A 20,294-nucleotide genomic window follows, 5' to 3' on the forward strand; every position below is an offset into this window, starting at 1 on the left:
CCATCATTCTTACTGTAGAATATGATAAAATTAACGTTATTAAGATTAGAAGGGGTATTGTATACTCCTTCTAATTCTAAGTTATAGAAGGATTGGTATCTAGAAAGGGGCATAGTGATGGAAAAGCAAAAAACTTTTCATGTCGCTGTAGTTGGAGCAACCGGCGCAGTTGGTGAACAAATGTTAAATACTTTAGAGAAACGAGAATTTCCAATCGGGAAGTTAACGTTACTTTCATCTAAACGATCTGCAGGTAAGAAACTTGTATTTAAAGGCGAAGAATTTACAGTTCAAGAGGCAACTCCTGAAAGTTTTGAAGGAGTAGATATCGCACTATTTAGTGCTGGTGGATCTGTATCAAAACAATTAGCGCCAGAAGCAGCAAAGCGCGGTGCGATTGTTGTTGATAATACAAGTGCATTCCGTATGACAGAAAACGTGCCACTTGTTGTACCTGAAGTAAATGAAAACGACTTAAAAGAACATAATGGTATTATTGCAAATCCAAACTGTTCTACAATTCAAATGGTAGTAGCTCTTGAGCCAGTTCGTCAGCAATATGGTTTAAAACGAGTAATCGTTTCCACATATCAAGCTGTATCAGGTGCTGGTGCGGCAGCGATTGAAGAACTTCATGAACAATCACAAGCAATCTTAAATGGTGAAGAAGTGAAGGCAAATGTTTTACCTGTATCAGGTGATAAGAAACATTTCCAAATTGCTTTCAACGCGATTCCACAGATTGATAAATTCCAAGATAATGGATTTACGTTTGAAGAAATGAAAATGATTAATGAAACGAAAAAAATTATGCATATGCCTGAATTAGAAGTAGCGGCAACATGTGTACGTTTACCAGTTGTATCAGGTCACTCTGAGTCTGTTTACATCGAAGTAGAAAAAGAAGGTGTAACAGTAGAAGAATTCAAGAGCTTACTTGCAAATGCGGAAGGTATCGTTCTGCAAGATAATCCAGAAGAGCAGTTATATCCAATGCCAGCTACTGCAGTAGGTAAAAACGAAGTATTCGTTGGAAGAATCCGTAAAGATTTAAATAACGATAAAGGATTCCATCTTTGGGTCGTATCTGATAACTTATTAAAAGGCGCTGCATGGAATTCTGTTCAAATTGCAGAGCGCTTAGTAAAATTACAATTAGTGTAAACGGCTAAGAGAAGGTGCAAAATATGAAAATTATTGTTCAAAAATTTGGTGGCACATCCGTACGTGATGAAAATGGACGTAAGCATGCGCTTCATCATATAAAAAAATCGCTAGATGCGGGTTATAAAGTAGTTACTGTCGTATCTGCTATGGGCCGTAAAGGTGAACCATATGCAACTGATACTTTGTTAAGTCTTGTAAATCAAGAGGAATCTCGCATTTCTAATCGTGAGCAAGATTTATTATTATCATGCGGAGAATTAATCTCAGCAATCGTCTTCTCTAACATGTTAAATGAGAACGGTATAAAAGCAGCGGCATTAAATGGTGCACAAGCTGGTTTTGTAACAAATGATGATTTTACAAATGCTAAGATTATTGAAATGAACTGTGATCGTATACATGAAGAGCTAGAAAATCTAGATGTAATCGTCGTTACAGGATTCCAAGGACAAACGAAAAAAGGTGATACGACAACACTTGGACGCGGAGGTAGCGATACTTCAGCTTCTGCATTAGGTGTTGCGCTTCATGCTGAATTTATTGATATCTTTACAGATGTAGAAGGTGTTATGACTGCGGATCCTCGCATTGTAAAAGATGCACGTCATCTTCAAACGGTAACATACAATGAAATTTGTAACATGGCATATCAAGGTGCAAAAGTCGTTCATCCACGTGCAGTTGAAATTGCGATGCATGCCAAAGTACCACTTCGTGTACGTTCTACGTATTCTGATAGTGAAGGTACGCTTATTTCAGCATCGGACGGTGCGACAAAAGGCCGTGATGTAGAAGAACGTCCTGTTACAGGTATCGCTCATGTATCAAATGTGACGCAAATTAAAGTGCTTGCAAAAGAAACAGCATATGATTTGCAACAGCATGTGTTTAAAGAAATGGCGAATGAAGGAATCAGTGTCGATTTAATTAACATTTCACCTACTGGGGTAGCTTATACGGTGAGTGATAGTGTATCAAGTCGTGCAGTTGAATTATTAAAAAACCTTGGATATGAGCCAATTGTGACAGAGCATTGTGCAAAAGTATCTATTGTAGGAGCTGGAATGGCAGGATACCCAGGGGTTACTGCGAAAATCGTTACAGCTTTAGCGGAAAAAGGTATTCAAATTCTGCAATCGGCAGATAGCCATACGACAATTTGGGTTCTTGTAAAAGAAACTGATTTAGTGGAGGCTGTAAATGCATTACATAGTGCGTTTGAGCTTTCAAAAGAAAAGCAACTGGAACAATAAGGAGTGAGACCATGATAGATTTTGGGACAATTGCAACCGCGATGGTAACTCCGTTTGATAAAAACGGAAATATCGATTTTGCGAAGACAACGAAATTGGTAAATTATTTAATAGATAACGGTACAACAGCAATCGTGGTAGGAGGAACGACAGGAGAATCTCCTACATTAACTTCAGAAGAAAAAGTAGCGTTATATCGCCATGTCGTATCTGTTGTCGATAAAAGGGTGCCCGTAATCGCTGGAACAGGTAGTAATAATACGCATGCTTCTATTGACTTAACGAAAAAGGCGACAGAGGTTGGTGTTGATGCAGTAATGCTAGTAGCACCGTATTATAACAAACCGAGTCAAGAAGGAATGTATCAGCACTTTAAAGCAATTGCTGAAAGCACGCCGCTTCCGGTTATGCTATATAACGTTCCAGGACGATCTATTGTACAAATCTCCGTTGATACAGTTGTTCGTTTATCAGAAATAGAAAACATTGTTGCGATTAAAGATGCAGGCGGCGATGTGTTAACAATGACAGAAATCATTGAAAAAACAGCGGACGACTTTGCAGTATACAGCGGTGATGATGGTTTAACGTTACCAGCTATGGCAGTTGGAGCGAAAGGTATCGTTTCTGTAGCATCTCATGTGATTGGAAATGAAATGCAAGAAATGATTGCAGCATTCCAAGCAGGAGAATTTAAAAAGGCGCAAAAATTACATCAATTACTTGTAAGAGTAACGGATTCATTATTTATGGCGCCAAGCCCAACGCCAGTAAAAACAGCGTTACAAATGGTTGGGTTAGATGTAGGTTCTGTACGTTTACCACTTCTTCCATTAACAGAAGAAGAAAGAGTAACGTTACAATCTGTTATGCAATCTATCCCTCGTTAATAAAAAAATGACCTAGTGTAGAACTAGGTCATTTTTTTATGGTATGAAAATCTTTGCCGCTCTTTTTTACCTGCCATATTACTCCATGTGTTTGATCGCTTTTTCATTATGTATTGCAACATGTACAAGAAAATAATTGTACCCCTTTAAATGAATCAAAAAAACACAGTTATTATAGAATAAACATTTGTATAAACGTAATAAACTATCGATTCTGTTTTTCAGAGGAATTGTCTCGAATGTGACGTGATTCATAAAAAAGCTTCATTTTATAAGTGTTTTTGTTCGGTTCTAGAAAAATAAGTCTTGAAAATCCATATAATGAAATAAATTTAGCGTATTTATGGCTATTTCTTCAAAATAATATGGAGTATAAAATCGGAGTAAATATAAAGGAAATACGCTCGATACTTTTGTTGTAATTCCGTTCTTTTACTTTCTCTTTCGCACGATTTAACTTGTGTTCTATTTCTTGTATCAGGTATAATATGGCTAAGTAGCTTAGTACGGGTATGCTTAGCAAAATTGGTAAAAATTATAATTTGATTACATTTTCATATCATATCGAATAAGATATTTGATTTATATAATGAAAGAGAGGTGAAACCTGGTTTAAAAAATAAACAAGGACATGATATCGCATAACGGTAAGGACATTCGTCTTGGACGGTGAATATATGGTGGTTGTAGAGTTTCCCCTGGTGTCTCTGCAATTTTCGTGAAATCAGTGTTTGAAAGATTTTTAAACCAGGCAACAACATGAAGAGAAAAGAGAATGAGTCTGTTAAAGTATTTGCTCTTGGTGGAGTAGGTGAAATCGGGAAAAACATGTACTGTGTTGAAATTGATTCTGAAATCTTTATTGTAGATGCAGGATTAATGTTCCCAGGAGATGAAATGTTTGGAATTGATATCGTTATTCCTGATATTACATATTTAGTGGAAAACCAAGAGCGAGTAAAAGGTTTATTTATTACTCACGGTCATGAAGATCATATTGGTGGAATTGTTTACGTACTTCGTAAATTATCAATTCCAGTGTATGCAACGAAATTAACAGTAGGACTTATACAAGAAAAACTTGGCGAAGCGGGTATGTTAGGCCGTGTAGACTTAAAAACAATCGATTCAAATTCAACAGTAGAGTTTAATACTACAACGGTGTCATTCTTTGGAACGACACATAGTATTCCAGATTCTGTTGGTGTTTGTTTCCATACATCAAAAGGTGCTATCGTATACACGGGAGACTTTAAATTCGATCAAACTCCAATTGGAAATAGTGGAGCAGACCTTGGAAAAATGGCACAAATCGGAAATGAAGGCGTACTGTGCTTATTATCTGATAGTACAAATGCTGAGCGTCCAGGCTATACAGGTTCTGAAAAAGAAGTTGGTGTAGAAATTTCTAAAGTGTTCTACGGCGCAGAAGGACGTATTATCGTTGCTTCATTTGCATCGAATGTACATCGTATTCAACAAGTATTTGATGCAGCTGCTGAAACAGGACGAAAAGTAGCGGTTGTAGGACGTAGTATGGTGAAAGTGGTAGATATCGCAAGACGTCTTGGTTATTTAGATGTTCCAGAAGGTATGGTTATTTCACTACAAGAAGTAGACAATTTTCCAGAGAAAAAGGTAGCTATTTTAACGACAGGTAGCCAAGGTGAACCGATGGCAGCACTTTCTAGAATGGCGAAGCAAGCTCATAAACAAATTTCAATTCGTAAAGGCGATACGGTTATTATTGCGGCTTCTCCAATTCCGGGTAATGAAATATCTGTATCGAAAATTATTGACTTGTTATTTAGAGCTGGAGCTGATGTTATTTATTACGGTGAAAGAAAAGTTCACGTTTCAGGTCACGGTAGCCAAGAAGAATTAAAGTTAATGTTAAATTTAATGAAACCGAAATATTTTGTACCCGTACATGGTGAGTTCCGTATGCAAAAAGCACATGCATATTTAGCTGAAGATGTAGGTATTGCAAGAGAGAATATCTTTATCGTAGAAAAAGGTGATGTGATTGCTTTTGGTGACGATGACGCAAACTTAGTTGGCAAAGTACAAGCTGGTAATGTGTTAATTGATGGATTAGGTGTAGGTGACGTTGGTAATATCGTTCTTCGAGATAGAAAAATGTTATCTCAAGATGGAATATTAGTAGTTGTTGTAACACTTGGTAAAGATGAAAAGAAAATTATCTCGGGTCCAGAAATCATTTCACGTGGTTTTGTGTATGTTCGTGAATCAGAAGCGTTAATTGACCGCTCTACAGAGATTGTACGTATGATTGTTGAGCAATCGATTAAAGAGTATTCAATTGAATGGTCTATGTTAAAACAAAATATTCGTGAATTATTAGGGCAGTTCTTGTACGAAGAGACAAAGAGAAAACCTATGATTTTACCGATTATTATGGAAGTATAAAAAAGATCACCTTTACGGGTGATCTTTTTTTCTTTTTAAACTCTATCGAATGAAATTTATAACTTAAGAAATAATAGTTATATACGAGTGAAAGGGGATGCGATATGACAGAACGTGATCGTTATACAAATGAAGGGAAAGAGGCTGAGCCGAAAGAAACTGGGAAAGAAGCTTCGATAGTGGAGAAAATTCAACAGCTAGGGCAAACGAATGTACCACAAATGAATGAATCAAGTATTCATTGTTTAACAATCATCGGGCAGGTGGAAGGTCATGTTCAGTTGCCGCCGCAAAATAAAACAACAAAATATGAGCATATTATTCCGCAAATTGTTGCGATAGAACAAAATCCGAAAATTGAAGGTTTGCTTTTAATATTAAACACGGTCGGAGGTGACGTTGAAGCAGGGTTAGCAATTTCTGAGATGGTAGCTTCGCTTTCAAAGCCAACGGTATCACTTGTTCTGGGCGGAGGGCATTCTATCGGTGTACCAATCGCCGTCTCTACGGATTATTCATTTATTGCGGAAACTGCGACGATGACAATTCATCCCATTCGTCTAACAGGTCTTGTTATAGGTGTGCCGCAAACATTTGAGTATTTAGATAAAATGCAAGAAAGAGTCATTCGGTTTGTGACGAAGCATTCGAAAGTAACCGAAGATCGTTTTAAAGAACTTATGTTTGCGAAAGGGAATTTGACGCGAGATATTGGGACGAATGTAATTGGTGGCGATGCAGTGAAATATGGTCTTATAGATGATGTCGGTGGTATTGGGAATGCGATTCGAAAACTGAATGAATTAATAGATGCTCGCATGGATGATAGTGCAGAAGGGACAATGTTACAATGATTTTATACACAATTATGCCAGAGCAACTTGTATATCCAGCTGATTATTCGCAATGTGAAAGCCAAAAATTTGTAAATATAAACGGTGTTGAATTAATGGTTTCTGAAGAAGAACATGGGTGTTATTCTATTGTACGTGTGTTAAGTACGGATCCGCTACACTACTTAGAGTTTGAGCCCGGCCAGAAAATAACCTTTTAGCAAAAAGAAGGATTTTGTTTAGAAGCTATGGTATAATATAAAAAACAAGACGGTTGAGCAGCCATGAGAGGGCTGCTTTCTTCTGTTTATTTAACAATTTACAAGAAGTGTAAAAATAGAAGATATAAGACCTGAAAAAATAGAGAAAACAGACATATAAGTAGTGCTTTTTTAAGGAAGCCCTACTTACATGTAGAACACGAGGTGAAGAAATGGCAAAACAAAAGCAAAGAGGGACGAAGGCAAAAGCAAGACGCACGATAAAGCCAACTTTGTATTATGAAATCGTCGGTTTAACTCTTTTTGCACTTTCAATCATTACGATTTTACAGCTAGGTGTTGTAGGGAAATCGTTTGTGTTATTTTTTCGCTTCTTCTTTGGTGAGTGGTACATAATTGGTGTGTTAGGTGTAATAGCTTTATCGGTTTCGTTTGTTATCAAACGTGGATGGCCGAACCTTTTAAATAAACGGTTAATTGGTTTTTATTTAATAGTATTGGCGATATTAATGTTTAGTCATATTACATTATTTAACCTTCTTACGAAAGATGGAGCAGTGCAAAATACTTCTGTTATTGTGAGTACGAAAGATAACTTCTTTCTTGAAATGAAAAAGGGGCCGGATAGCGTTCATTTAGGCGGTGGTATGTTTGGTGCGCTTATGTTCGCGACGTGTTACTTCTTATTTGACGAAGTAGGAGCTTATATCATTGGCATTATTTTAGTGATTCTCGGCATACTTTGTATAACAAATAAGCATATTGGGGAAGTGCTTGCCCCTGTAGGAAGAATCCTTAGAAGTCAATTTGAAGTAATGCAAGGGGATTATAAAGATTGGAGATCCAAAAGGACGGCTGAACAAACAGAAAAGAAAAAAACAACGAGAAGCACAAGGAGTAAACGTGCTGCAGAACAAGAAGAGATTATTGAGCCGATGGAAGAAATCTCAATTGATCCCCCAATTATTTCGAATTTCACTGAGAATTATCCTGTAAATGAAGAAGAGAATAAACGAATTAGCGAAGAACAGGAAGCAGAGTTAATAAATTCACCGTCTATTGAAGAGGCTCCGCCTGTTGAAGAATCTAAGAAAAAGCGTGGAGAAAAGATTGTAGAATCTTTAGAGGCGGAAACAAGTGCCCCACCAATGCAATTTTCAAATGTAGAAAATAAAGATTACAAGCTTCCTGCACTTGATATATTGAAATTTCCTAAGAATAAGCAAGTTACAAATGAAAATGCAGAAATTTATGAGAATGCTCGTAAATTAGAACGTACATTCCAAAGTTTTGGAGTGAAAGCGAAAGTAACAAAAGTACATAGAGGTCCTGCAGTTACAAAATATGAAGTGTATCCTGATATGGGAGTAAAGGTAAGCAAAATCGTTAGTTTGAGTGATGATTTAGCACTTGCTTTAGCTGCGAAAGACATTCGTATTGAAGCACCTATTCCCGGGAAATCAGCTGTAGGGATTGAAGTTCCGAACTCAGAAGTATCTATGGTAACGCTTAGAGAAGTTCTTGATTCTAAGGCTAATAATCATCCGGAAGAGAAGTTGTTAATTGGTCTTGGACGAGATATTACAGGTGAAGCTGTATTAGCCCGTTTAAATAAAATGCCCCATTTACTAGTAGCTGGTGCGACAGGTAGTGGGAAAAGTGTATGTATTAATGGTATTATTGTTAGTATTTTAATGCGTGCAAAACCACATGAAGTAAAATTAATGATGATTGATCCGAAAATGGTAGAGTTAAATGTATATAACGGTGTTCCGCATTTATTAACACCAGTTGTAACTGATCCGAAAAAAGCATCACAAGCTTTGAAAAAAGTCGTGAGTGAAATGGAACGACGTTATGAATTATTTGCTCATAGTGGCACGCGTAACATTGAAGGATATAATGATCATATTAAAGAACATAATAGTCAATCAGAAGCGAAACAACCGGAATTACCTTATATTGTAGTAATAGTGGACGAGTTAGCCGATTTAATGATGGTTGCTTCATCAGATGTAGAGGATGCGATTATGCGTTTAGCACAAATGGCTCGTGCGGCTGGTATTCATTTAATTATTGCGACGCAGCGTCCATCGGTTGATGTTATTACGGGAGTTATTAAAGCGAATATTCCATCACGTATTGCATTCGCGGTATCTTCTCAAACGGACTCTCGTACAATTCTTGACGGTGGTGGTGCAGAGAAACTGCTAGGTCGTGGAGATATGCTGTTTATACCAATTGGTGCATCGAAGCCTGTACGTGTACAAGGTGCATTTTTATCCGATGATGAAGTTGAGAGAGTTGTAGAGTATGTTATTGGTCAGCAAAAAGCGCAATATCAAGAAGATATGATTCCACAAGATGTTCCTGATACGAAGCAGGAAGTAGAAGATGAATTATATGATGAAGCAGTTCAGCTTGTAGTGGAAATGCAAACAGCATCTGTTTCTATGTTGCAACGTAGGTTTAGAGTAGGTTATACGCGAGCTGCCCGTTTAATTGATGCAATGGAAATGAATGGTGTAGTAGGTCCGTATGAAGGTAGTAAACCACGAGAAGTGCTCATTAATGATGTACAAGAAAAAAGTTCATAAAAAAAGCCTAATTGTTTTTACAATTAGGCTTTTTTATATGCTATTTTTGTTATATACTATATTCAGTGATAAAGAAAGGGCTTACATCTAAAGCGATTCTTTAGAATACGAATACTTTTATTATGTTTTTAATGAATGTTCGATATTTAATGTAGAAAAATGTTGAATTTTGTTGACACGTATGGGAGCAAGTGGTAAGATTACTTCGAAAAGAATCACTGCCTCATATAATCTTGGAGATAAGGTCCATAAGTTTCTACCCGGCAACCATGAATTGCTGGACTATGAGGGGAAAAGTGTGTAACAAAGGATGTAAGAGATCTTTGTGCCGAACTTTTTCTCGAAATGAGGAATGTTTATGGTGCGAAGTTTTTTTTATGCAGTAAAGAGTGAAAATTTCATCTTGAAAAATTATTAATATTTATTCGACAATTAAGTTTATTCTTAGTATTTAGCAATTTTTATTATGTTGTAAGTTGAAAAAAGAGAAAAGAAGTCTTACATCAGAGGTCGAATAATTGAAATGCGGGGGAGTCTTATGTCAGTAAAATCCGATAGTCGTCACCTATATTTACGGGTGATTGATCACATCAAAGAAAAAATTAAAGATGGAGCTTACAAAGAAAGACAGAAGTTACCATCAGAGTTTGATTTAGCGAAAGAACTTGGTGTAAGTAGGGCGACTTTAAGGGAAGCGCTGCGTATTTTAGAAGAAGAAAATGTTGTCATTCGTAGACATGGTGTAGGAACATTTGTAAATGCAAAGCCGTTATTTTCTTCTGGGATTGAACAACTTTCTAGTATTACAGATATGATTTCTAGTGTGGGGAAAACACCAGGAACTATCTTTTTATCATCATCTACAACAAGTTTAACAGAAGAAGAAAAAGAGAAGTTTAATAGTGAAGACGGTTTTAATGCCGTAATGATTGAGCGTGTGCGTACAGCAGATGGGGAACCTGTTGTATATTGTATCGATAAACTTGCAAAAGAAATCTTGCCAGATTTATCGGGATACAACGAAGAATCGTTACTTACAGTGATACATAACAATACGCACAAACGTATCACATACGCAGTTGCTCACATTGAGCCAATTGGCTATCATCCGAAAATCTCACCGATTTTAGAATGTGAACCGGAAACGGCACTGCTAGTTTTAAAACAAATGCACTATGATCAAAATGATGAGCCAATCTTATATTCTATCAATTACTTTAGAGCTGATAAGTTTAGCTTCCACGTATTAAGAAAACGTATGTAGGTAAGTTCCATTTTAGGGAGGTGACAGCAAGAAGTTAGGGACAGCAGCGTAAGAATAAAGAGATATATATAATTTTAGGAGGGGTTTCTAGTATGAAGAAAAAAACAGGTCTTTTATTATCATTAACATTAGCAGCAAGCGCGGTTTTAGGTGCGTGTGGTAACTCGGATAAAGCGAGTAGCGACAAAAAAGAGTTCAAAGTTGGTATGGTTACAGATGTTGGGGGTGTTGATGATAAATCATTTAACCAATCAGCTTGGGAAGGTTTAACGAAATTCGGTAAAGACAATGATTTAAAGAAAAATGAAGGATATCGTTATCTTCAATCAAGTAAAGATGCAGACTATATTCCAAACTTAACAAAATTTGCGAAAGATCATTATAACACAACATTCGGAATTGGATTTTTAATGCAAGACTCGATTGAAAAGGTTGCAAAACAATATCCGAAAGAGCAATTTGCAATTGTAGATAGTGTAGTGAAAGAGCCGAATGTAACAAGTATTACATTTAAAGACCATGAAGGTTCATTCCTAGTTGGTGCTGTAGCAGCAATGACGACAAAATCCAATAAAGTTGGATTTGTTGGCGGCGTGAAGAGTCCATTAATTACAAAGTTTGAATCAGGTTTCAAAGCTGGTGCAAAAGCAGTAAATCCAAATATCGAAATTGTAGCGCAATATGCAGATGCATTTGACAAACCAGAAAAAGGATCTGTATTAGCTTCAGCAATGTACGGTGGTGGAGTTGACGTAATTTATCATGCTTCAGGTGCAACTGGTAATGGTGTATTCACAGAAGCGAAAAACCGTAAGAAAAAAGGTGAAAACGTTTGGGTAATCGGTGTTGACCGTGACCAAAATCAAGAAGGTATGCCTGAAAACGTAACTTTAACTTCTATGGTAAAACGTGTTGATATTGCAGTAGCAAAAGTAGCACAAGAAGCGAAAGATGGTAAATTAAAAGGCGGTAAAGTAGAAGAGTTCGGATTAAAAGATGACGGTATTGGTATTGCGAAAACTACTGACAATGTGAAAAAAGTAAATCCAGAAATCTTAACAAAAGTAGAAGAGTTTGAGAAGAAAATCACTGACGGTGAAATTAAAGTACCTGCAACTGACGAAGAATATAAAACATATGAAGCTTCTCTAAAGAAATAATAATAGAGAAATAGCAAAGGTTAGTTCTTAGAACTAACCTTTGTATATATAAAAATACCTTTAATAGACTGCAATTGGGGAGTGTTCCCTGCTAGAAGGAGGAACAAAATGGAATACGTAATTGAGATGAACAATATTACAAAAGTATTCCCAGGCATTGTAGCAAATGATGATATTACGCTGCAAGTAAAACAGGGAGAGATACACGCTTTACTTGGAGAAAATGGTGCAGGGAAATCAACATTGATGAATGTACTGTTCGGTTTGTATCAACCAGAACAGGGAGAAATTAAGATTAAAGGAAAACCTGTAAAAATTACAAATCCGAATATAGCAAATGACCTTGGTATTGGGATGGTCCATCAGCATTTTATGCTTGTTCATAATTTTACAGTTACAGAGAATATTATTCTTGGAAATGAGCCGAAGAAAAAAGGAAGGATTGCTGTTGAAGAGGCTGCGAAAGAAATTAAACAATTATCTGAACAGTACGGTTTAGCAGTTGATCCAAATGCAAAGATTGAAGATATTTCGGTTGGGATGCAGCAAAGGGTTGAAATATTAAAAACGCTTTATCGTGGTGCGGAGATTTTAATATTCGATGAACCAACTGCGGTGTTAACTCCTCAAGAAATTCACGAGTTGATTCAAATTATGAAAAAGCTTGTGCAAGAAGGAAAATCTATCGTTCTTATTACACATAAATTGAAAGAAATTATGGAAGTTTGCGATCGTTGCACAATTATTCGTAAAGGTAAAGGAATTGGTACAGTTGACGTTGCGGAAATGAATGAACATAAACTTGCAGAATTAATGGTCGGACGTCAAGTGAATTTTAAAACAGAAAAAATAGAGGCTAAACCGAAAGAAGAGGTTCTATCTGTTTCGAATATTGTCGTTCATGATGCACGCCAATTACCTGCTGTAAAAGGCCTTGACTTAACTGTTCGTGCAGGAGAAATCGTTGGTATTGCAGGGATTGATGGAAATGGACAAAGTGAATTAATAGAGGCAATTACTGGTTTACGAAAAGTTGAGTCAGGTTCTATTGCAATTAAAGGAAAAGAAATAACAAATTGGCCTGTTCGAAGAATTACAGAGGAAGGAATTGGTCATATTCCAGAAGATCGTCATAAACACGGTCTTGTGCTTGATTTTTCTGTTAGAGATAATATAGTTTTGCAAACGTACTATAAAAATCCATTCTCAAAGAAAGGGATTTTAAACTTTAGTCAAATCACACAAAAAGCAAAAGCGCTTATTGAGCAGTTTGATGTGCGTACACCAGGTGAACACACGTTAAGTCGTGCACTATCTGGTGGAAACCAGCAGAAGGCAATTATCGCACGTGAAGTGGATCGTAATCCAGATTTATTGATTGCAGCACAGCCAACACGTGGTTTAGATGTAGGTGCGATTGAATTTATTCATAAAAAATTAATCGAGCAGAGAGATAAGGGGAAAGCAGTATTGCTTCTATCGTTAGAACTGGATGAAATATTAAATGTAAGTGATCGAGTTGCTGTTATATATGAAGGGAAAATTGTAGCAATTGTTGATGCGAAAGAAACAAATGAACAACAGCTTGGTTTGTTGATGGCTGGCGGAACGGAGAAAGAGAAGGTGAATACAAATGGCTAAAAAATTTTTAACGGAGCGAACAATTAATATTTTAGTTCCTGTATTATCCGTTATTTTTGGTTTACTTGTTGGTGCCATTGTAATGTTATTTAGTGGATATGATCCAATTGTTGGGTATGCAGCGCTTTGGGAAGGAATGGTTGGAAATCCACAAGCAATTGGTGAAACATTACGTACGATGATTCCGCTTGTATTAGCAGGACTTTCTGTAGCATTTGCATTCCGTACAGGCCTTTTTAACATCGGAGTAGAAGGGCAGTTATTAGTCGGGTGGCTTGCTGCTGTTTGGTTTGGATATGCAGTATCATTACCGGCAATTTTACATATTCCGTTGTCAATTTTAGTAGCGGCAATAGCTGGTGGGCTATGGGGATTTATCCCGGGATATTTGAAAGGGAAATTTAAAGTAAATGAAGTAATCGTAACGATTATGATGAATTATATTGCACTTTACGTGACGTATGATTTAATTAAGCGCTTCTTACATGAGGCAAATGAGAAGTCATATGATATAAAATCTAGTGCTTCTTTATCTTCTGAATGGTTATCCTCTTTAACAGATGGTTCTCGTTTGCACTGGGGGATTGTCGTAGCGATATTAGTAGCAATTATTATGTGGTTCTTATTGGACAGAACCACATTGGGATACGAATTGAAATCTGTTGGATTTAATCAACATGCTTCTCAGTATGCGGGGATGAAAGTTTCTCGAAATGTTGTACTATCTATGACGATTGCGGGTGCATTTGCAGGGATTGGTGGTGCTATGGAAGGACTTGGTACATTCCAAAACATGACAGCGATGTCTTCGTTTACTGGTATCGGATTTGATGGGATTGCGGTAGCTCTACTTGGGGGGAATAATCCGTTTGGTATATTATTAGCGGCTTTACTGTTCGGTGGTTTGAAAAGTGCAGCCCCTCAAATGAATTTTGAAGCAGATGTACCTTCTGAGTTAATTAACGTTATTATTGCATGTATTATTTTCTTTGTAGCGTGCAGTTATGTTTTACGCTGGGCACTTACACGCATGAGCAAGGAGGGGAAATAAATGAGCTTTTTAGATATTTTAGCCATTCTTGTGACGGGTACGTTATATACGGCAGCGCCACTTATTTTTACGGCGTTAGGTGGAGTGTTTAGTGAACGTTCTGGGGTTGTAAATATAGCGTTAGAAGGTTTAATGTTATTTGGTGCATTTACTGGTATCGTTACAACGTTATTAATGGGTGATACGTGGGGAGCGATGACTCCTTGGATAGCTCTATTATTTGCAGCGATTGGTAGTGGGTTATTTGCACTTCTTCACGCAGTAGCATCTATTACATTCCGTGCAGATCAAGTAGTGAGCGGGGTAGCGATTAATTTCTTAGCTCTTGGTTTAACGGTATTTGCGATTAAGAAAATCTTTGGCAAAGGACAAACTGATTTCATTCAATACCGTATTGAAAAAATCGATGTTCCGGGTCTTTCGGATATTCCGGTAATCGGAGAAATCTTTTTCTCAAATGTACCGTTAACATCGTATATTGCTATTATTTTAGCGTTTGTCGTTTGGTATGTCATTTATAAAACGCCGTTCGGTCTTCGTCTTCGTGCGGTTGGTGAACATCCAATGGCAGCAGATACGATGGGGATTAATGTATATAAAATGCGTTATATTGCAGTTGCTATATCTGGAATGTTTGCAGGGGTTGGTGGAGCGGTCTTCGCTATGTCGATTTCGGGTAACTTCTCAGGTGCTACAATTACGGGACAAGGTTTCTTAGCGCTAGCAGCTATGATTTTCGGTAAATGGAATCCACTAGGTGCTCTTGGAGCGGCTCTGTTCTTCGGATTTGCTCAATCACTAGGAATAACAGGTGGTACCATCCCGGTACTGAAAGAAATTCCAAGTGTATTCTTAACGATATTACCGTATGTATTCACAATATTAGCACTTGTTGGTTTTGTAGGTCGTTCTGAAGCTCCGAAAGCGTTAGGAACGCCGTATGAAAAAGGAAAACGATAAGTATAAAAAGCTTGCACATTAGTGCGGGCTTTTTTACATAGAATATATGTAATACGGAATTTTACTATGTTCCTTACATATGAAAGTTTTTAGAAAGAGCCTCATGTAAGTATAGTGAGGAAGAAAAGTTGATTTTTCATTTCTAAAAACTGTATATTGAAGAGGAATATTCCTATATACGTAAAGGAGGGCTATAAATGAAACTAATGGAACAACAGTTACATGAGTTAGGTGGTTTGCGAGTACATATTATTCCGACTGATAAATATAAAACAAATACTTTTGTATTTCGTTTTAAAGCACCTTTAAATGAGGAGACGGTGACAGAGCGTGCCCTATTGCCATACGTATTGCAAAGTGCGACAGAAAAGCTTCCTTCTGTAATTCGTCTTCGTCAATATTTAGAAGAATTATACGGATCTTCTTTGGCAGTAGATGTAAGTAAAAAAGGAGAAGACCATATTATCTCTATTTATGTAGACATTGCAAATGAAGTATATTTACATGATGCACCACCGCTATTTGAAAAAGCGCTTTCTATGTTATCGGATATCGTTTTACATCCAGCAACAGAGGGGAATGGTTTTTTACCTTCTATCGTAGAAAGTGAAAAGAGAGCGCTCTTGCAACGAATTGAAGCTACGTACGATGATAAAATGCGCTATGCAAACGAGCGTTTAATTGAAGAAATGTGCAAAGTAGAACCGTATCGTTTAAGTGCACATGGGAAAAAAGAGATTGTTTCTTCTATTACAAATGAAAGTTTGTATCAATATTATCAAAAAGTGTTAGCAGAAGATGAAATGGATCTATACATTATTGGTGATATTTCAGAAAACGCAGTGGATCTTGTAAGTAAGTATTTTTCTATTTCAGCGCGTCCTGCGAGAGAAAGAAATGTACTTCTTCATAAGAGAAATAATGAAGAAAAAGAAGTTGTTGAAAAACAAGAATTAAAACAAAGTAAATTACACATTGGTTATCGTACGTTTATTACGTATAAAGACGAAGATTATTTTGCGCTACAATTGTTCAATGGATTGTTTGGAGGATTTTCTCATTCGAAGTTATTCGTTAACGTTCGTGAAAAAAATAGTTTAGCGTACTATGCGGCATCCCGCTTTGAAAGTCATAAAGGCTTATTGTTTGTCATGTCAGGGATCGAAGCGAAAAATTATGAAAAAGCTGTTGAGATTATTAAAGAACAAATGTTAGCGATGCAAAATGGTGATTTTTCTGAAGAAGAGATGCATCAAACGAAAAGTGTTATTCAAAATCAAATATTAGAGGCGATTGATACACCACGCGGATTTGTGGAGATGCTGTATCATGGTATTATTTCAGATCGTACGCGTCCGGTTGAAGAATGGCTTACAGGCATTGAAAGTGTGACGAAAGAAGAGATTGTGAAAGTTGCTAAAAATATTGAACTAGATACAATTTACTTTTTACAAGGAACGGAGGGAGAATAAATGGAGAAAATTGTTTATGAGCAATTAAAAGAGACACTCTATTATGAAAAACTTCCTAATGGATTAGATGTATATATTTTACCAAAGCAAGGATTTAATAAAACATTTGCAACTTTTACGACAAAATATGGTTCTATGGATAATACATTCGTACCACTAGGTAAAGAAGAAATGGTTCGTGTGCCTGATGGAATTGCTCATTTTCTTGAACATAAATTATTTGAAAAAGAAGATCACGATGCTTTCCAATTGTTTAGTAAACAAGGAGCATCAGCAAATGCTTTCACATCTTTCACAAGAACAGCTTACCTGTTTTCATGTACATCAAATGTAGAACAAAATTTAAATACATTGTTAAACTTCGTACAGGAGCCTTACTTCTCTGAAAAAACAGTTGAAAAAGAGAAGGGGATTATTGGGCAAGAAATTCAAATGTATCAAGATAATCCAGATTGGCGCTTATACTTTGGATTAATTGATAGCTTGTTTGTAAAGCACCCAATTAAAATTGATATTGCAGGGACAATCGAGTCTATTAGTAAAATTACGAAAGACTTATTATATGAATGTTATGAAACATTTTATCATCCGAGCAATATGTTATTGTTCGTTGTGGGGGCAATTGATCCAGAGAAAACAATGGATTTAGTACGTGAAAATCAAGCGAAAAAAGATTATAAAAACCAGCCAGAAATTGTACGTTCATTTGAGGAAGAACCAGATGAGGTAAATGAAAAGAAGAAAATTATTTCCATGCCTGTACAAACACCGAAATGTTTAGTTGGTATTAAAGCGACAAATTTAAAAGAAAAAGGGAAAGCCCTTTTAAAACAAGAAATTGCGCTTACGTTACTTTTAGATTATTTATTTGGGAAAAGCTCCGTTCATTACGAATCTTTATATAATGAAGGTCTTATTGATGATTCGTTCTCGTATGATTATACGGAAGAGAATAACTTCGGTTTTGCAATGGTTGGCGGCGATACGAAGCAACCTGATGAGCTGGAAGAGCGTTTGAAAAGCATTTTACTAAATACAAATTATGATCAATTAGATGAGGTGGCATTAGAACGAGTAAAGAAAAAGAAAATAGGTGGCTTTTTACGCTCGTTGAATTCGCCGGAATATATTGCAAATCAATTTACACGATATGCGTTTAATGAATCTAGTCTGTTTGAGGCATTGACTGTATTAGAAAGTTTAACTGTTCAAGATTTACAAGAAGTAGCCAAATTATTATTATCAGAAGAGAAAATGAGTGTTTGTCAAGTTTTACCGAAAAAATAAAAGATTTCATAATAATACCCTCATCTTATCATTGATAAATTGTAAGATGAGGGTATTATTTATAGGAGAAAGACTTTGTTGAGATAAGAGAGGAATTGTATGAAAAAGTATGCATTAGTAACTGGAGGAAGCGGAGGGATTGGCTCTGCTATTTCAAAACAATTAATTCAAGATGGATATACAGTATATGTTCATTATAATAACGGTGAAGAGAAAGTGAACGAGTTGCAGAAAGAATGGGGTGAAGTGATTCCTGTTCAAGCGAATTTAGCTTCTACTGATGGGGCAGAGCAGTTGTGGGAGCAAATTGAACATCCTCTTGATGTTATCGTATATGCAGCTGGGAAGAGTATCTTTGGACTCGTAACAGATGTAACGAACGATGAATTGAATTATATGGTAGAACTTCAAGTGAAGAGTATCTATAAATTATTATCAAGGGCGCTGCCATCTATGATTCAGCGGAGAAGTGGTAATATTGTACTTGTTTCTTCTATATGGGGCCAAATCGGCGCATCATGTGAAGTGCTTTACTCGATGGTAAAAGGTGCACAAAATTCATATGTGAAAGCTTTAGCGAAAGAAGTTTCATTAAGTGGATTAAGGGTTAACGCGGTGGCGCCAGGTGCAATTGAAACGGAAATGTTACAAGTATTTTCAGAAGAGGATAAGAATGAAATTGCTGAAGAGATCCCGTTAGGCAGGTTGGGACTACCAGAAGAGGTAGCGAAAACAGTGTCATTCCTCGTATCACCAGGAGCATCTTACATAACTGGACAAATTATCGGAGTAAATGGTGGTTGGCATTGCTAAAAATTTCTTACATAAAAAATGAAAAACTGTACAAATTAAGCATGATTCTATTACTAAGTAGTGAGGTGCTTACACATGTCAGTTTTAGATAATTTTGATCAATGGAAGAGCTTTTTAGGAGAACGTTTAGAACAGGCATCAGGAAAAGGTCTTGATGGTGGTGCTGTATCAGATATGGCATTTCGTGTTGGAGATTATTTAGCAAATGAAGTAGAAGCGCGCAACGATCAAGAGAAATTATTGTCTGAGCTTTGGAAAGTTGCTGATGAACAAGAGCAACATACAATCGCAAACTTAATGGTGAAGTTTGTACAGCATAAGTAAAAAATAGAGAGGAGATTCTCCTCTCTATTTTTTTTGTATAATAATTGAACGGGATAGATTATACATTTAGCTTCCCTATTAAGGTGAAATCATATAATATAGTACGTAGGTGTAAAGTAAGCAAGGGGAGTGATCTTGGATGATTGAATGGTATTTTGAATATGAAATACATAAAAACCGACCTGGCTTGCTTGGTGACGTTTCTTCGTTAATCGGTATGCTCGGCATTAATATTGTCACAATTAATGGTGTAGATAATGCACGACGTGGATTACTCCTTATGTGTGATAATCAAGAGCAAATCTCTAGACTTGAATCAATTTTAAATACGATGGATAACATAACGGTAACGAAATATCGTCCGCCAAAGCTAAGAGATAAGCTAGCGGTTAGACATGGTAGGTACATACAACGAGATGCAGATGATAAGAAGACATTTCGATTTGTACGTGATGAATTAGGGTTACTTGTAGACTTTATGGCTGAAATAATGAAAAAAGAAGGTCATAAACTAATCGGGATACGAGGAATGCCTCGTGTCGGAAAAACAGAATCCATTGTTGCCGCAAGTGTTTGTGCAAATAAAAGATGGTTATTTGTATCATCTACTCTTATTAAGCAAACTGTTCGTAGTCAATTGATTGAAGATGAGTATAGCGACGACAATATTTTTATCTTAGATGGAATCGTGTCAACAAAGCGTGCTAACGAAAGGCATTGGCAGCTTGTTCGTGAAATTATGAGATTACCTGCAACGAAAGTTGTGGAACATCCTGACGTATTTGTGAGTCAGTCAGAATACACATTGGATGATTTTGATTATATTATCGAGTTGCGTAACGATTATGATGAAGAAATTCAATATAATTTAGTAGATGAAATTGAGCAAGGTACGCAAAATAATTTCTCTATGTTTGACTTTTAAAGAAAT

At 36.5% G+C, this 20,294-nt stretch carries 17 protein-coding genes and 1 riboswitch; all 17 genes read left to right on the plus strand.

Features of this window, described 5'->3' with window-relative positions:
• Nucleotides 1-117: 117 nt before the first annotated feature.
• The 17 genes from asd to QCI46_RS08695 all read left to right on the plus strand — a co-directional run bounded on the left by asd (nucleotide 118) and on the right by QCI46_RS08695 (nucleotide 20,288).
• On the plus strand, nucleotides 118-1,164 hold the full coding sequence (asd, locus tag QCI46_RS08615) for an aspartate-semialdehyde dehydrogenase (protein ID WP_000414854.1): 1,047 nt from the start codon (nucleotides 118-120) through the stop codon (nucleotides 1,162-1,164).
• 23 nt (nucleotides 1,165-1,187) lie between these two features.
• Nucleotides 1,188-2,420 carry an aspartate kinase gene (gene dapG, locus QCI46_RS08620; protein WP_000692477.1) on the plus strand — a complete coding sequence of 411 codons (1,233 nt, stop codon included), beginning with the start codon at nucleotides 1,188-1,190 and terminating at the stop codon, nucleotides 2,418-2,420.
• Nucleotides 2,421-2,431: 11 nt separating this feature from the next.
• Nucleotides 2,432-3,310 carry a 4-hydroxy-tetrahydrodipicolinate synthase gene (gene dapA, locus QCI46_RS08625; RefSeq protein ID WP_000564777.1) on the plus strand — a complete coding sequence of 293 codons (879 nt, stop codon included), beginning with the start codon at nucleotides 2,432-2,434 and terminating at the stop codon, nucleotides 3,308-3,310.
• A 759-nt stretch (nucleotides 3,311-4,069) separates the two neighbouring features.
• Nucleotides 4,070-5,740 (plus strand): ribonuclease J, encoded by a 1,671-nt coding sequence (locus QCI46_RS08630; RefSeq protein ID WP_000823079.1) that lies wholly within the window; start codon nucleotides 4,070-4,072, stop codon nucleotides 5,738-5,740.
• Between the two features lie 104 nt (nucleotides 5,741-5,844).
• Nucleotides 5,845-6,594: a translocation-enhancing protein TepA gene (gene tepA, locus QCI46_RS08635; protein WP_000139828.1), complete on the plus strand. Its 750-nt coding sequence runs from the start codon at nucleotides 5,845-5,847 to the stop codon at nucleotides 6,592-6,594.
• Nucleotides 6,591-6,794 carry a YlzJ-like family protein gene (locus tag QCI46_RS08640; RefSeq protein ID WP_353839952.1) on the plus strand — a complete coding sequence of 68 codons (204 nt, stop codon included), beginning with the start codon at nucleotides 6,591-6,593 and terminating at the stop codon, nucleotides 6,792-6,794. The genes tepA and QCI46_RS08640 overlap by 4 nt, the downstream gene beginning before the upstream one ends.
• A 212-nt stretch (nucleotides 6,795-7,006) precedes the next feature.
• The gene (locus QCI46_RS08645; RefSeq protein WP_088064281.1) at nucleotides 7,007-9,391 is read left to right on the plus strand and encodes a DNA translocase FtsK; all 2,385 of its coding nucleotides are present in this window, start codon (nucleotides 7,007-7,009) and stop codon (nucleotides 9,389-9,391) included.
• Nucleotides 9,392-9,594: 203 nt separating this feature from the next.
• A riboswitch (purine riboswitch) is annotated at nucleotides 9,595-9,696 on the plus strand.
• 233 nt (nucleotides 9,697-9,929) lie between these two features.
• A complete protein-coding gene (locus tag QCI46_RS08650) occupies nucleotides 9,930-10,655 on the plus strand; it encodes a GntR family transcriptional regulator (RefSeq protein WP_000114176.1) in 726 nt (241 codons plus the stop codon).
• 92 nt (nucleotides 10,656-10,747) lie between these two features.
• Nucleotides 10,748-11,815 (plus strand): BMP family lipoprotein, encoded by a 1,068-nt coding sequence (locus QCI46_RS08655; protein ID WP_048545975.1) that lies wholly within the window; start codon nucleotides 10,748-10,750, stop codon nucleotides 11,813-11,815.
• A 108-nt stretch (nucleotides 11,816-11,923) separates the two neighbouring features.
• The gene (locus tag QCI46_RS08660) at nucleotides 11,924-13,456 is read left to right on the plus strand and encodes an ABC transporter ATP-binding protein (protein WP_088064278.1); all 1,533 of its coding nucleotides are present in this window, start codon (nucleotides 11,924-11,926) and stop codon (nucleotides 13,454-13,456) included.
• Complete coding sequence (locus QCI46_RS08665; protein ID WP_001074492.1) at nucleotides 13,449-14,507, plus strand: ABC transporter permease; 1,059 nt, start codon at nucleotides 13,449-13,451, stop codon at nucleotides 14,505-14,507. Before QCI46_RS08660 ends, QCI46_RS08665 begins: the two co-directional genes overlap by 8 nt.
• The gene (locus tag QCI46_RS08670; RefSeq protein ID WP_353839953.1) at nucleotides 14,508-15,467 is read left to right on the plus strand and encodes an ABC transporter permease; all 960 of its coding nucleotides are present in this window, start codon (nucleotides 14,508-14,510) and stop codon (nucleotides 15,465-15,467) included.
• Nucleotides 15,468-15,664: 197 nt separating this feature from the next.
• On the plus strand, nucleotides 15,665-16,939 hold the full coding sequence (gene yfmF, locus QCI46_RS08675) for an EF-P 5-aminopentanol modification-associated protein YfmF (RefSeq protein ID WP_048545971.1): 1,275 nt from the start codon (nucleotides 15,665-15,667) through the stop codon (nucleotides 16,937-16,939).
• On the plus strand, nucleotides 16,940-18,226 hold the full coding sequence (gene yfmH / locus QCI46_RS08680) for an EF-P 5-aminopentanol modification-associated protein YfmH (RefSeq protein ID WP_048545969.1): 1,287 nt from the start codon (nucleotides 16,940-16,942) through the stop codon (nucleotides 18,224-18,226).
• A 99-nt stretch (nucleotides 18,227-18,325) separates the two neighbouring features.
• On the plus strand, nucleotides 18,326-19,039 hold the full coding sequence (ymfI, locus tag QCI46_RS08685) for an elongation factor P 5-aminopentanone reductase (RefSeq protein ID WP_000759593.1): 714 nt from the start codon (nucleotides 18,326-18,328) through the stop codon (nucleotides 19,037-19,039).
• A gap of 75 nt (nucleotides 19,040-19,114) precedes the next feature.
• The gene (locus QCI46_RS08690; protein WP_000114455.1) at nucleotides 19,115-19,363 is read left to right on the plus strand and encodes a DUF3243 domain-containing protein; all 249 of its coding nucleotides are present in this window, start codon (nucleotides 19,115-19,117) and stop codon (nucleotides 19,361-19,363) included.
• A 139-nt stretch (nucleotides 19,364-19,502) separates the two neighbouring features.
• Nucleotides 19,503-20,288 carry a DUF3388 domain-containing protein gene (locus QCI46_RS08695; RefSeq protein WP_000574107.1) on the plus strand — a complete coding sequence of 262 codons (786 nt, stop codon included), beginning with the start codon at nucleotides 19,503-19,505 and terminating at the stop codon, nucleotides 20,286-20,288.
• Nucleotides 20,289-20,294: the final 6 nt, after the last annotated feature.

The sequence above is a fragment of the Bacillus cereus group sp. RP32 genome (assembly GCF_040459735.1).
Lineage (GTDB): Bacteria > Bacillota > Bacilli > Bacillales > Bacillaceae_G > Bacillus_A > Bacillus_A wiedmannii.